Source organism: Arthrobacter sp. N1 (genome assembly GCF_048288285.1).
Lineage (GTDB): Bacteria > Actinomycetota > Actinomycetes > Actinomycetales > Micrococcaceae > Arthrobacter_D.
In genome coordinates this window covers 3,547,558-3,560,439 of record NZ_CP102608.1, presented here as the reverse complement: position 1 = coordinate 3,560,439, position 12,882 = coordinate 3,547,558, and the positions used below count along the sequence as shown (strand labels likewise).

The window sequence follows — 12,882 nt, the reverse complement described above, 5'->3', positions numbered from 1 at the left end:
CCGAGGGACACCGCACCATTGCACCCAGGGGACCGGCGCGCGGCTACCGTTCCCGGGCCTGAGCGGCCTGAGCGGCCTGAGCGGCCTGAGCGGCCTGAGCGGCCTGAGCGGCCTCCGCGGCGCGATCCGCCCGCGCGATGCTCGCCGGGTCCGCGAGGTCGACGCCGGCCCTCGCCGCAGCGGCCCGCGCCGACCGGCTCTTCAGGTCGGGCAGGACGAACTCCTCGGGCCGGATGCGCCGGTCCGTCGCGGAGTACGCTGCCTGCTGCTCCGTGAGGGCAGGGGCGGCGGCCTCGGCGGACTGCAGCGTCTCCTGTGTGACGGCGACGCGGGCGCCCGTGAGCGCAGCACCCATGAGGGGAACGTACCCGGACGCGTGGCCCGTCCGGTTCGGATGGTAGGAGTCGGAGATCGGGCTGGAGAGCCCGTTCAGCCACTCGACGTCGTCGCACACGGCATGACCGGTGAACGCCGGTGCCGGGTCGCGGAAGGCGAAGCCCTCGGTGGCGGCCGCGGCCGCCGTCGTCCGGTTGAGGAGGTCCGCCGTGGCGTTCAGCCGCGACTCCTCGGCGGGTGAGAACCATGTGGCGGCGTTGCAGTCCTCGCCGTTGAAGATGCGCGGGTACCCGGCGATGGTCACGGCCGCCCGGGGTGCCCGCGCGCGGATCTGCCCGTACAGGGAAGCGAGGCTTCCCGGTAGCTGATCGGTGATGATCGCCTGGGCCCTGTCGACGGCCGCGGTGCAGTTGCTCATCCACGCCGGCTTGGCGCACTCGGTCAGGACGGAGACGAAGGCCGCATCATTGCCGCCGACGCTCAGTGAGACGTAGGCGGTGGTCGGCGTCAGCGCGCCCAGCTGCGTCGCGGCGACGTCGGGGATGGTGGCCCCGGAGCACGCCCGGAGATTCAGCGCGTACCCCCTGGCGCTCGCGATGAGCGACGGATAGGCGTACACGGAGCGCTGGCAGGCCGTCCCGTCCGCCAGGTAGGCGCGCGTGCCGGTGCCCGAGGAGTAGGAGTCCCCGAGCGCCACGTAGGAGGCCCCTGCCGCGGAGGCGGGAGGCGCCGGGAGGACGACGGCGGCCAGCAGGGCGAGCGCGGCGAGGGCCGGGCGGAAGCGGGGGATCGTCATCGATACTCCAGGTCGGGCAGTGGTGAGCAGTCATCCGTACCCACGCTAAGCCTGCATCGCGCCGATCGGACGGTTCTGCAGGAGCATTCATGGCACACCCTTCCGGCATGGGAGGGGACACGGTACTGTTCGGCCCGTCGATGTCGGGCTTTGCCTCCCTTCCGCCCTGCGCGGTAGGCTGTGGGACGGCTCACACGCCGCCCGAACACCCAACTGAATACGCCATCGATCTGCAGCGGGAGAGTCCTCCCGTCCACCACACCGGCAGGCGCCGTAGGAGCAACTCCTCCCCAGGAATCTCTCAGGCCAATGCACCGCTGCGGCTAGGCAACTCTGGAAAGCAGCCCCGACATCCACTCGGCGCTCACCGACGGTGCAAGCAGGCAACGCGTCCTGCGAAAACTCTCAGGTCCCCTACAGAGCGGGGAGGAACCCGACCAGGCCTGCGCCCGCGCACCTCCCCGACGTACGGAGTTCCCATGAACGCCTCGCTGAACCCGACACCCGCCGCCCAGCCCGCAGCGACCTTCGCCGACCGCCACATCGGCCCCCGGTCCGCCGACGCCGGACAGATGCTGGAGGTCCTCGGCTACCCGAGCCTGGAGAAGCTGGTCGACATGGCCGTTCCCGCCAGCATCCGGCTGGACCGGGCGCTGAACCTGCCCGCGGCCCTCAGCGAGACCGAGGTCCTGGCACAGCTCCGCCGCATCGCCGGCCGGAACCGGACCGCCGTCCAGATGATCGGCCAGGGGTACTACGACACCGTCACCCCGCCCGTCATCCGCCGGAACGTCCTGGAATCGCCCGCCTGGTACACCGCCTACACGCCCTACCAGCCGGAGATCTCCCAGGGCCGCCTCGAGGCGCTGCTGAACTTCCAGACCATGGTGCAGGACCTCACGGCCCTCGACATCGCCAACGCCTCCCTGCTGGACGAGGCCTCCGCCGTGGCCGAGGCCGTCCTCCTCATGCGCCGCTCCGGCAAGAACAAGGGCCGCACGGTCGTCGACGCCGACGCCCTCCCGCAGACCGTCGCGGTGGTCCGCGGCCGCGCCGAGGCCCTCGGCTTCGACGTCGAGGTCACCGACCTCTCGGCGGGACTGCCCGACGGCGACATCAACGGCGTCGTCCTCCAGCAACCCGGTGCCTCGGGAGCGCTGCGGGACCACGCCGACGTCATCGCCGCCGCGAAGGAGCGCGGGGCCCTCGTGACGGTCGCCGCGGACCTCCTGTCCCTCACGCTCATCACCGCCCCGGGCGAGCAGGGCGCGGACATCGCCGTCGGCTCCGCCCAGCGCTTCGGTGTCCCGCTCTTCTTCGGCGGGCCGCACGCCGCGTACATGGCCGTCCGCAAGGGCCTCGAGCGCATGCTGCCCGGCCGCCTGGTCGGTGTCTCGAAGGACGCCGACGGCGCCCCCGCCTACCGCCTGGCCCTCCAGACCCGCGAGCAGCACATCCGCCGCGAGAAGGCCACGAGCAACATCTGCACCGCGCAGGCCCTCCTCGCCATCGTCGCGTCCATGTACGCGGTCTACCACGGTCCCGAGGGCCTGACGGCGATCGCACGCACCACCCACCAGCGGGCCGTCGAGCTCGCCGCGGCCCTCGAGGGGTCGGCTGCCGCCGTCGTGCACGGCGCCTTCTTCGACTCCCTGCTCGTGCGCGTACCCGGGAAGGCCGCCGAGTACGCCGACGCCGCCGAGGCCGCCGGCTACAACCTCCGCCGCATCGATGCCGACCACCTCGGCATCTCCTGCGACGAGACGACGACGCCGGAGCACGTCGCGGCCGTCGCCGCAGTCTTCGGCGCCACCGTCGACGCCGCTGCGGACCGGGGGGAACGCATCCCGTCGGAGCTGCACCGGACGTCCTCCTTCATGACGCACCCTGTCTTCTCGCGGCACCGCTCGGAGACCGCGATGCTGCGCTACCTGCGGAAGCTCTCCGACAAGGACCTCGCCCTGGACCGCACCATGATCCCGCTGGGCTCGTGCACCATGAAGCTGAACGCGACGGTGGAGATGGAGTCCATCTCCTGGCCCGAGTTCGCGTCCATCCACCCCTACGCGCCGGAGAGCCAGACCGAGGGCTGGCGTGAGCTCATCACGGACCTCGAGGAGCGCCTCGCCGAGATCACCGGATACGACCGCGTGTCCCTGCAGCCCAACGCAGGATCGCAGGGCGAGCTCGCCGGCCTCCTCGCGATCCGCGGCTACCACCGCTCGCGCGGCGACGACAACCGCACCATCTGCCTCATCCCGTCCTCCGCGCACGGAACCAACGCGGCATCCGCGGTCCTCGCCGGGATGAAGGTGGTCGTCGTGGGCACGGCGGCCAACGGCAACATCGACCACGACGACCTGCTCGCGAAGATCGAGCAGCACGCCGGGAACCTCTCGGCCATCATGATCACCTACCCCTCCACGCACGGCGTGTTCGAGGAGGACGTGCGCTGGGTGTGCGAGAAGGTGCACGAGGCCGGTGGCCAGGTGTACATCGACGGCGCCAACCTGAACGCCCTGGTCGGACTCGCGCAGCCCGGCGAGTTCGGCGGCGACGTCTCCCACCTGAACCTGCACAAGACCTTCTGCATCCCCCACGGCGGCGGTGGGCCCGGCGTCGGCCCCGTGGCCGTGGCCGCGCACCTTGCGCCGTTCCTGCCCGGGGACGCGAACCGCGACGTCACGACGGACGACGCCCCCGGCAGCGAGGGCGGCACCCCCGTCTCCGGCTCGATGTACGGCTCGGCCGGCGTCCTGCCCATCTCCTGGGCCTACGTGGCACTGATGGGCTCCGAGGGCCTGACGAGCGCGACGGCGCATGCGCTCCTCGCCGCCAACTACGTGGCCGCCCGCCTGACCGAGCACTTCCCCGTGCTGTACACGGGCGTGCAGGGCCTCGTGGCGCACGAGTGCATCCTGGACCTCCGCCCGCTGACCGCGACCACCGGCGTGACGGCCGAGGACGTGGCCAAGCGCCTCATCGACTACGGGTTCCACGCCCCCACGCTGTCCTTCCCCGTGGCGGGCACCCTCATGGTGGAGCCGACCGAGTCCGAGGACCTCGCGGAGCTGGACCGCTTCGTGGACGCCATGATCGCGATCAAGGGCGAGATCGACCGCGTGGCCTCCGGCGAGTTCAGCATCGAGGAGAGCCCGCTGCGGCAGGCGCCCCACACCGCCCAGCTGCTCATCGGTGACGGCTGGACGCAGGCCTACCCCCGCGAGCTCGCCGCATACCCGCTCCGGGAGCTGCGCCACGACAAGTACTTCCCTCCCGTGCGCAGGATCGACGGCGCCCACGGCGACCGCAACCTGGTCTGCTCCTGCCCGCCCATCGAAGCCTTCGAAGACTAGGAACCCGAACCTCCATGAGCGAGCAGAGCAAGCACACCGCCCTCTACACCCAGCACGAGGCCCACGGGGCGTCCTTCACCGACTTCGGCGGATGGCAGATGCCCCTGAAGTACCGCAGCGAACTCGAGGAGCACCACACCGTCCGGAAGGCCGCCGGTCTCTTCGACCTGTCCCACATGGGGGAGGTCCTCGTCACCGGGCCGCAGGCCGCGGAGTTCCTCAATTACGCGCTGGTCAGCAACCTGGCGGTGATGGCGGTCGGCAAGGCGAAGTACTCGCTCATCTGCACCGCGGAGGGTGGCGTGATCGACGATCTGATCACCTACCGGCTCGCCGAGGACTCCTTCCTCGTGGTGCCCAACGCCTCCAACGCACCCGTGGTCGCCGAGGCCCTGCGGATCCGTGCGAACAGCTTCGACGTTGCCGTGGAGGACCAGTCGGAGGCGACCTCGCTCATCGCGGTCCAGGGACCGACGGCCGAGGCGGTGCTGCTCGATCTCGCCCGTCCCGAGGACGGTGCCCTGATCCGCGAGCTGAAGTACTACGCGTCGGTCGAGCTGGAACTCGCCGGGCTGCCCGTCCTGCTGGCGCGCACCGGCTACACGGGCGAGGACGGTTTCGAGATCTTCATCGGCAGCAACGTCGCCGTGCGGCTCTGGGACGCCGCACTCCGGGCGGGTGACGCCCACGGGCTCCTGCCCTGCGGGCTCGCAGCCCGTGACTCACTGCGGCTCGAGGCGGGCATGCCCCTCTACGGGCACGAGCTCGGCCTGGACACCAACCCCTTCGAAGCGGGGCTCGGCCCCGTGGTGAGCACCAAGAAGGCCGACGACTTCGTGGGCCGGGCGGTGCTGGAGCCGCTGAAGGCCGTGGAGCCGGCGCGCCGCCTGGTGGGCCTCCGGGCGGTCGGCCGCCGGTCCGCGCGGGCGGGGTACGACGTCGTCGTCGACGGTGTGCCGGTCGGTACTGTCACGTCCGGCCTGCCGAGTCCCACTCTCGGCTATCCCGTCGCGCTCGCCTATGTCGACGCGGCCCACGCGGCCATCGGCACCGAGGTGCAGGTCGACCTGCGCGGACGTCCGGAACCGTTCACCGTCATCCCGACCCCGTTCTACAAGCGGGAGAAACCGGCCGGACCAGCGCAGTGACGATCAGCGCCTTCGACCTCTTCAAGATCGGGATCGGACCCTCCAGCTCCCACACGGGCGGACCGATGACCGCCGCCTACCTCTTCACCGATCTGCTCCGCACCAGTGGGCTCCTCGTGGATGTGCACCGGGTGCAGGTGGACCTGTTCGGCTCGCTGGGCGTCACCGGTCACGGCCACGGAACCGTCAAGGCCGTGCTCCTCGGCCTCGAGGGTGACCAGCCGCACCTCGTCGACCCGACATCGGCCGACGCCCGCGTGGCCTACATCGGTGAGTGCAGGTCCCTGCATCTGGCCGGGGAGAGGCGCATCTCCTTCGATCCGGAGACCGACGTGCTACTGCACCGGCGGCAGCGGCTCGATTACCACACCAATGGCATGCGCTTCTCGGCATACAATGCGGCCGGTGATCGTATGCAGACGAGGGAATACTTTTCGGTGGGCGGCGGCTTCGTCCTCGACGAGGACCAGATCGGCTCGGAGACCGCCGTGCTGAAGCCCGTTCCCGTCTCGCATCCGTTCGATACCGCGGACCAGCTCCTCGGCGTCTGCGGTGCCACCGGGTGGTCCTTCTCCGACGTCGTCCTCGCCAACGAGCTCTCCTGGCGCTCGGAGGAGGACGTCCGCTCCGGGCTGCTGGAGATCTGGTCCGTCATGCAGGACACCATCCGTCGGGGGACCACCACGGGCGGCATCCTCCCCGGCGGTCTGAGCGTGCGGCGACGGGCTGAGCGGCAGCGCCAGCTGCTCGAGAAGGCGGACGATCCGAACGACCGCCTCGGGACGATGGAGTGGGTGACGCTGTTCGCCCTCGCCGTGAACGAGGAGAACGCCGCGGGCGGCCGTGTGGTCACCGCCCCGACCAACGGCGCGGCAGGCATCATCCCCGCCGTCCTCAAGTACTACGTGGACTTCGTGCCGGGAGCGGACGACGACGGCGTGGTCCGGTTCCTGCTCGCGGCCACGGCGATCGGCTCCCTCTTCAAGAAGAACGCGTCCATCTCCGGCGCCGAGGTCGGGTGCCAGGGCGAGGTCGGCTCTGCCTGCGCCATGGCGGCGGGTGCCCTCGCCGAAGTGCTGGGCGGCACGCCCGAGCAGGTGGAGAACGCCGCGGAGATCGGGATCGAGCACAACCTCGGGCTCACCTGCGATCCCGTGGGCGGTCTCGTGCAGATCCCGTGCATCGAGCGGAACGCCGTCGGGGCGATGAAGGCCATCACCGCTGCCCGCATGGCGGTGCGCGGCGACGGGCAGCACCACGTCTCGCTGGACGTCGCGATCAAGACCATGCGGGACACCGGCGCGGACATGATGGACAAGTACAAGGAGACCGCGCGCGGCGGCCTGGCCCTGAACGTCGTGGAATGCTGAGGACGGTCGGCACGCTGTGACGGTCCTGCCCGACCTGCCCGTCCGCGTCGAGGTGATCCCCGGGGAGAACCTGGTGGAGAAGCTCCGCGCGCACCTTCCCGCTCCCGCGACCGTCACTGTCACCTGCCTGCCCCAGCACGGTCCGCGGGCAGCAGTGGACCTGGCGGTCGAGCTCGCCGCTGCCGGGTACACGGCCGTCCCGCACCTGGCCGCGCGGTCGGTGGCGGATCGGACGGAGCTCGGCGATCACGTGGGCCGGTGCCTCGACGCCGGGATCACGGACGTGTTCGTCATCGGCGGCGACGCGCCGGTGGCCGCAGGCCCCTACGTCTGGAGCGGCGCCCTCATGGAGGAGGTCGCGGGGCTCTCGGGCGGTGCCCTGCGCATGGGGATCGCCGTCTACCCCGAAGGGCACCCGGCGACGGCGGAGGACGCCCTCCTGACCACGCTGCGGTCCAAGCAGGATCTCGCTTCCTGGTGTGTCACGCAGCTCTGCTTCGACCCGGACACGGTGCGGACCTTCCCCGCCAAGCTCCGCGCAGAAGGCATCACGCTGCCCGTGTGGGCCGGCATCCCCGGTCCCGTGCGCATGAGCCGCCTGCTGCGCCTCGCGGGATCGATCGGCGTCGGGCAGTCGCTGGGCTTCCTCAAACGCTCGGCCGGCGGCTCGAACTCCGGCTCGGTGCTGCGGCAGCTGGTCACCTCGGCCTCCTACGATCCGGCGCCGCTGGTGGAGGCCCTCGACGGCGCCGGCTATGCGGGACTGCACCTCTACAGCTTCAACGACCTCGCGGAACTGGCCGACTCGGGTCTCGTGGGACCCGTCGCACCGGGTTCCTGAAGGCGACCACCCCGCCGAACAGCTCGATGCCGTCGGCACGGAGGCGACGCGCAAGAGGTGCCCCTCGGGTCCGCCCTCTGCCCGCTCCGGGTGGCGGGTCCGCCGTCGTGCGGGCTGGAGGGCGCGCGTTCGACACAGCGAGGAGACGAGGCATCAGGGACGGCGACCGTCCTGCCGGCGGATCCGGGCAGCGTCAGCCGGCGGCGGTCGCGCTCCCTGCAAACCCGGACGACAGGTCCTGGAGCCCTATCACCCGCAGGAGGTCCAGCTTCGCCTCGTCCTCGCTGCCGGGCACCGCGGTGTAGACGACGATCCGCAGGTCCCCGCCCGGTACCGTCAGCACATCACAGTCCACGGTGATGGGTCCCACGGACGTGCGGGTCACGGTCTTGCGGCTGGCGCGGTGCTCGGCCACCCGGGCCTCCGCCCACCGCCGCTCGAACTCGGGCGACGTGGCCCGCAGCCGGGACACGAGGCGCTGCAGCCCCCGGTCCTGCGGATATCGGCCCATGGCGGCGCGCAGGTCGGCCGTGAGGTCGGCGGAGAACTCCTCCTCGTGCTGCTCGTCGAACTCGACGCCGTCGTGGCCCGTGGTGAAGTACCGCCACACCAGGTTGCGCTCCATCCCGACGAGCCGGGAGGGATCGCCGGCGAGCGCCGCCCAGAGCGGATTCCACAGGAGGATGTCGTGCGTCGCCGTGAACACCGCCATGGGCACGTCGCCCAGCCGGTCGATGATGCGGTGGACCCCGGGCGTGATGTGGTGCGGTACGACGGCGGGTGACGGTGGTGCCGCGCCGGCGGAACGGTACAGGTGGTCACGCTCGCCGGAGTCGAGGCGCAACGCGATGGCCAGCGCGTTCAGGAGCTGGGGGGACGGATGGGTGGCGCGCCCCTGCTCCAGCCGCACCACGTAATCCACGCTCACGTTCGCCAGGGCGGCGAGCTCCTCCCGCCGCAGCCCCGGGCTGCGACGGCCGGACCCCCCGGGCAGTCCGACCTCGGCCGGGGTCAGCCGGTTGCGCCACGAGCGGAGGACACTGGCGAATTCACTCATGCACCCATCCTCCCGTGCCACGGCGCGGAGAGGGTGGTACTGCCGGTCCTACCGTCGAGCGGTACCTTTGCCACCGGCCGGTGCCGGGAGAGCCTTGAGGACATGACAACCACACTGATCACCGGGGCCAACAGAAGCCTCGGACTCGAGACCGCCCGCCGCCTCGTCGAGGCCGGCCACACCGTCTACGCCGGGATGCGGGACACCGCGACCGGTGCGGCGGCCCGCGCCATCGGCGCCCATCCTGTCCAGCTCGACGTCGACGACCAGCAGAGCGTCGATGCCGCCATCGCGTCCCTGCCCCGCCTCGACGTGCTGGTGAACAATGCCGGGGTGCTCGGGACCTCCTTCGGGGTCGACGACCTCTCCGCGGAAGCCCTTCGCGCGGTGCTGGACACCAACGTGGTGGGACTCGTCCGCGTGACCCAGGCCGCCCTGCCGCTGCTCCGTGCGTCGGACGCCCCCGTCATCGTCAACGTGGCCTCGGGCGTGGGCTGGCCGCGCCTGCTCAGTACCGAGGGCACCGATGAATCCGGCGTCCTCGCCATCCCCTACGCGGCGTCGAAGGCCGCGGTGATCGCCCTGACCGTGCTGTACGCGAAGAACCTGCCCGGCTTCCGCGTCAACGTGAGCGATCCCGGCTACACGGACACCGACGTCAACCACCACAGCGGCCACCAGACCGTGACGGAGGGTACGGACGCCACGGTGATGCTCGCAAGCCTCGAGGCCTCGGGCCCGACGGGGCAGTTCCACGACCGGCGCGGGCGCATCGACTACTGACCGCAGGCAACCGCCCTTCGCGGTGGGCGGCCAGTCCGGACGGCCCGGGATGACCGCTCGCCGCGGGCGGCCCTCAGTCGGCGCGCGCCTCCCCGGCGACGTCGAGGATCCAGGTCACGCCGAAGGAATCCGTCACCATCCCGAAGCCGGGGCTCCAGGCCGACGCCGCGAGGTCCTCGACGATCGTCCCCCCGGCCGACAGCCCCTCCCAGTAGCGCCGGACCTCCTCCAGCGAGTCCCCTCGCACCGAGACGAAGAAGGGCTGCTCCGTGAGGGTCATGCCGTTCGAGCGGGTGGTCGAGCCGGCCGTCGTCGCCGAGGCCCCCGACGCCCCTGGGACGTCATAGGCCATCAGGCGGAAGCCGCCGGGTGCCTGTACCTGCCCGAACACCACGCGTCCGGCATCGGGTGCATCGGCGGGCATCCCGAGGTCACCGTAGGTGGTGATGGTGCTCTCGCCACCGAAGACCGAGAGGTAGAACTCCAGGGCCTCGCGGGCCGTGCCATGGAGATTGAGGTGGGTGGTGACGGTGATGCTCATCGAGGAACTCCCTGTGTCGAGGATGCCGGGCCTTTCCCGGTGACACCACCGTCGCAGCAGTGCAGGACGGTTTCGGTCCTGCACTCGGCCTACCATCGGAGCATGGCCACGACCAGTTCCCGCCTCCTCACCCTCCTCTCCCTGCTCCAGACCCGGCGGGACTGGCCCGGAGCGCTCCTCGCCGAACGGACCGGCGTCAGCCACCGCACGGTGCGGCGGGACGTCGACCGGCTGAGGGAGCTCGGCTACAGCATCAGGGCGACCATGGGGCCGGACGGCGGGTACAGGCTCGACGCCGGCAGCACCCTTCCGCCCCTGCTGTTCGACGACGACCAGGCCCTGGCGCTCGCCGTGGCACTCCGGAGTGCGGTGTCATCGCAGCCGGGCGTCGGCGAGGCCGCACTGCGGGCCCTCGCCACCGTCCGGCAGGTCCTGCCTGCACGCCTGCGCCCGCGGCTCGACGCCCTCGAGTTCACCGCGCTGCCGCCCAGCGGCAGGGACGTCCCCGATCCTCCGACTCCGCAGGTGCTCCTCGCACTCTCCGCCGCGGTCCGTGCGCAGCAGGTCCTCCGCTTCGACTATGCAGGTGCCGCCTCGGCGGCTCCGCAGGGGAGCGACGGCCCGCGCCGGGTCGAACCGCACCACCTCGTGACGCACGGCGGACGCTGGTATCTGGTCGCCTGGGACCTCGAGCGCGAGGACTGGCGCATCTTCAGGGCGGACCGGACCACACCGAAGCTGCCGACCGGGCCCCGATTCACACCGAGAGAGCTGCCGGACGGGGGAGTCGCCGGGTTCGTGTCCCGACGCTTCACGGGGGCGGCGGACGGTGGCGGCTGGCCGTGCGTCGGTACGGTGGTCCTCGGTCGGCCGGCCGGGGAGGTGCTGCCCTTCGCGGGAGACGGCGTCGTCGAGGACCTGGGGCCGGCATCCTGCCGCCTGCGCGCTGGTTCGTGGTCCTGGGTGGCGCTCGCAGCGTCCCTCAACCGCTTCGACACGGACGTGCGGGTGGTCGGGCCACCCGAGCTCGTCGCGGCCTTCCGGGTGCTCGCGGACCGGAACCGGGCGACGTCTGCCTGAGCCGTCCGCCGTCCCGCCACCGTCCACCATCGCTGGGCGGCCACCGTCCTGTCGGCGTCGTGTCCATCCGCTCGCTGGGCGGCCGCGTCCTGCCGGACCGGCCCTGCCGCTGTTCCGTCGGACCGTAGTGCGCGTCCTGTCCGGCCGGCCCTGTCGCTGTTCCCGTCGCTGGTCCCGTCGGGCTGGAGGGTGCCTAGTCCGAGAAGTGGGTCTCGGCGGGCGAGCTGGAGATACCGCTGACCATCCGCTCCGCGATGTCCCGCACCTTCACGTTCTGTGCGTTCGAGGCCCGCTTGAGCATGTCGTAGGCCTCGCTCTGCGTGCAGCGGTTCTGCCCCATGATGATGCCGATCGCGATGTCGATGGTGGTCCTCGACTCCATGGCGGCCTTCAGGTCCGACGACGTGTTGGCGTGCTTCGAGACCCGGAGCACCATCTGCAGCGCCTTGGCTGCCTGGGCCGCGAAACCCTCGGCGAGCTCCTGCGTCGTGCTGGTGAAGGTGCTGGGGGCCGCCGCGTAGAAGTTCAGCGCCGCTCCGCTGTCGGCACCGAGGACCAGGGGCACGCCCATCATGGAGTAGTACTCGCGGTTCGCCACCGCTTCGAAGTAGTCCGGCCACCGGCCGTCGGTGCGGACGTCGTCGACCACCACGGTGCTGCCGGAGCTGATCGCGTGCAGGCAGGGACCATCTCCGAAGCCGTACTGGATCTCGTCGAGCACCCTCGCCTCGTCGCTGCTGCACGCGACGGTGGTGGCGAGTCTCCGGTGCTGGTACGTGACCCCGCACTGCACTTCCACCGTTCCGCCGAGGATCCGCGAGGAGAGGCCTGCGAGGTCCTCGAGGAACTGGTCGACGCTCTCATTGCCGAGCATGAGGTCCTGCAATTCGGAGGCGGCTGCTGCCGCCGTCCCGTGCTGATCGTCGTTTACCGGGTCAGTTTACGATAGATCGCTAGTCTGTCTAGCTATCTCGGAGGCCTCCGCGGGCCACGTCGACGAACCCGCGGCCCGCGGTCACGTGGAAGCGGCCCTGCTCCCGCATGAGCGACGGCAGAACGGCCGCCCCGAGGGGCGGCCGTTCTCCGTTCTCTTGAGAAATCTGCGGGACCCGCGGGTCAGACGACGGCTGCTGCCGGCTTCTGGCGCTGCGGGGCGAGTTCACCAATGATGCCACGAAGGAGGCTGCGGAGCTCGAAGGATTCCAGGCCCTCCCCCACCATCAGGGTGCGTTCGATGTCCTCGGCCTTCGCCAGGGCATCGATGCCCTCAGGAGTGATGGTGATGCGCTGGCTGCGGCGATCGATGCTGTCGCGGATGCGGGAGATGAAGCCCTGCCGCTCGAGCTTCTCGATGGTCTTGCCGATCGTCTGGGCCTGCACGTGGACGGCGAGGGCGAGCTTGGCCCCCGTCATGGTGCCCTGGCGGGACAGGACGCCGAGGGTCGTGTAGCCCGCATGGGTGATCCCGATGTCGAGCAGCCTCTCGTTCCACGCGTGGTCGACGAGACGTGCTGCCGTGGTGAGCAGGCGGCTGGTTGACCACTCTTCCAGTTCAGACATGCGATGTTCCTCCA

Annotated in this window: 11 protein-coding genes and 1 riboswitch; of the genes, 6 read left to right on the top strand and 5 right to left on the bottom strand. The window is 70.9% G+C overall.

The features are described 5' to 3' along the window. Positions 1-43: 43 nt before the first annotated feature. Positions 44-1,132, bottom strand: a complete 1,089-nt coding sequence (locus NVV32_RS16625) for an SGNH/GDSL hydrolase family protein (RefSeq protein WP_422390911.1) — start codon at positions 1,130-1,132, stop codon at positions 44-46. Between the two features lie 226 nt (positions 1,133-1,358). Continuing rightward, a riboswitch (glycine riboswitch) is annotated at positions 1,359-1,459 on the top strand. 152 nt (positions 1,460-1,611) lie between these two features. Between NVV32_RS16625 and gcvP the strand changes: the two genes are divergently transcribed. From gcvP to NVV32_RS16605, 4 genes are read left to right on the top strand one after another with little or no spacing between them, the layout of a single operon-like run. Further along, entirely contained in the window at positions 1,612-4,488 is a 2,877-nt protein-coding gene (gene gcvP, locus NVV32_RS16620; RefSeq protein WP_422390910.1) for an aminomethyl-transferring glycine dehydrogenase, read from the top strand. A 14-nt stretch (positions 4,489-4,502) separates the two neighbouring features. After that, positions 4,503-5,636 carry a glycine cleavage system aminomethyltransferase GcvT gene (gene gcvT, locus NVV32_RS16615; RefSeq protein WP_422390909.1) on the top strand — a complete coding sequence of 378 codons (1,134 nt, stop codon included), beginning with the start codon at positions 4,503-4,505 and terminating at the stop codon, positions 5,634-5,636. Then, positions 5,633-7,006 carry an L-serine ammonia-lyase gene (locus NVV32_RS16610; RefSeq protein ID WP_422390908.1) on the top strand — a complete coding sequence of 458 codons (1,374 nt, stop codon included), beginning with the start codon at positions 5,633-5,635 and terminating at the stop codon, positions 7,004-7,006. Before gcvT ends, NVV32_RS16610 begins: the two co-directional genes overlap by 4 nt. A 16-nt stretch (positions 7,007-7,022) precedes the next feature. After that, the gene (locus NVV32_RS16605) at positions 7,023-7,847 is read left to right on the top strand and encodes a methylenetetrahydrofolate reductase (RefSeq protein ID WP_422390907.1); all 825 of its coding nucleotides are present in this window, start codon (positions 7,023-7,025) and stop codon (positions 7,845-7,847) included. A 193-nt stretch (positions 7,848-8,040) separates the two neighbouring features. Here the strand turns inward: NVV32_RS16605 and NVV32_RS16600 are convergent, their stop codons facing one another. Next, the gene (locus NVV32_RS16600) at positions 8,041-8,904 is read right to left on the bottom strand and encodes a helix-turn-helix domain-containing protein (RefSeq protein WP_422390906.1); all 864 of its coding nucleotides are present in this window, start codon (positions 8,902-8,904) and stop codon (positions 8,041-8,043) included. 102 nt (positions 8,905-9,006) lie between these two features. Between NVV32_RS16600 and NVV32_RS16595 the strand changes: the two genes are divergently transcribed. Beyond that, positions 9,007-9,687: an SDR family NAD(P)-dependent oxidoreductase gene (locus NVV32_RS16595; protein ID WP_422390905.1), complete on the top strand. Its 681-nt coding sequence runs from the start codon at positions 9,007-9,009 to the stop codon at positions 9,685-9,687. 73 nt (positions 9,688-9,760) lie between these two features. On the opposite strand, the gene NVV32_RS16590 is transcribed toward NVV32_RS16595, so the two are convergent. Continuing rightward, a complete protein-coding gene (locus NVV32_RS16590; protein ID WP_055766297.1) occupies positions 9,761-10,228 on the bottom strand; it encodes a VOC family protein in 468 nt (155 codons plus the stop codon). Positions 10,229-10,330: 102 nt separating this feature from the next. Between NVV32_RS16590 and NVV32_RS16585 the strand changes: the two genes are divergently transcribed. Beyond that, on the top strand, positions 10,331-11,308 hold the full coding sequence (locus tag NVV32_RS16585; protein WP_055766300.1) for a helix-turn-helix transcriptional regulator: 978 nt from the start codon (positions 10,331-10,333) through the stop codon (positions 11,306-11,308). A gap of 193 nt (positions 11,309-11,501) precedes the next feature. Here NVV32_RS16585 and NVV32_RS16580 read toward each other — a convergent pair whose 3' ends face one another. Then, positions 11,502-12,182 carry a GAF and ANTAR domain-containing protein gene (locus tag NVV32_RS16580; protein WP_422390904.1) on the bottom strand — a complete coding sequence of 227 codons (681 nt, stop codon included), beginning with the start codon at positions 12,180-12,182 and terminating at the stop codon, positions 11,502-11,504. A gap of 242 nt (positions 12,183-12,424) precedes the next feature. Continuing rightward, positions 12,425-12,868, bottom strand: a complete 444-nt coding sequence (locus NVV32_RS16575) for a MarR family winged helix-turn-helix transcriptional regulator (RefSeq protein ID WP_055766305.1) — start codon at positions 12,866-12,868, stop codon at positions 12,425-12,427. Positions 12,869-12,882 lie beyond the last annotated feature (14 nt).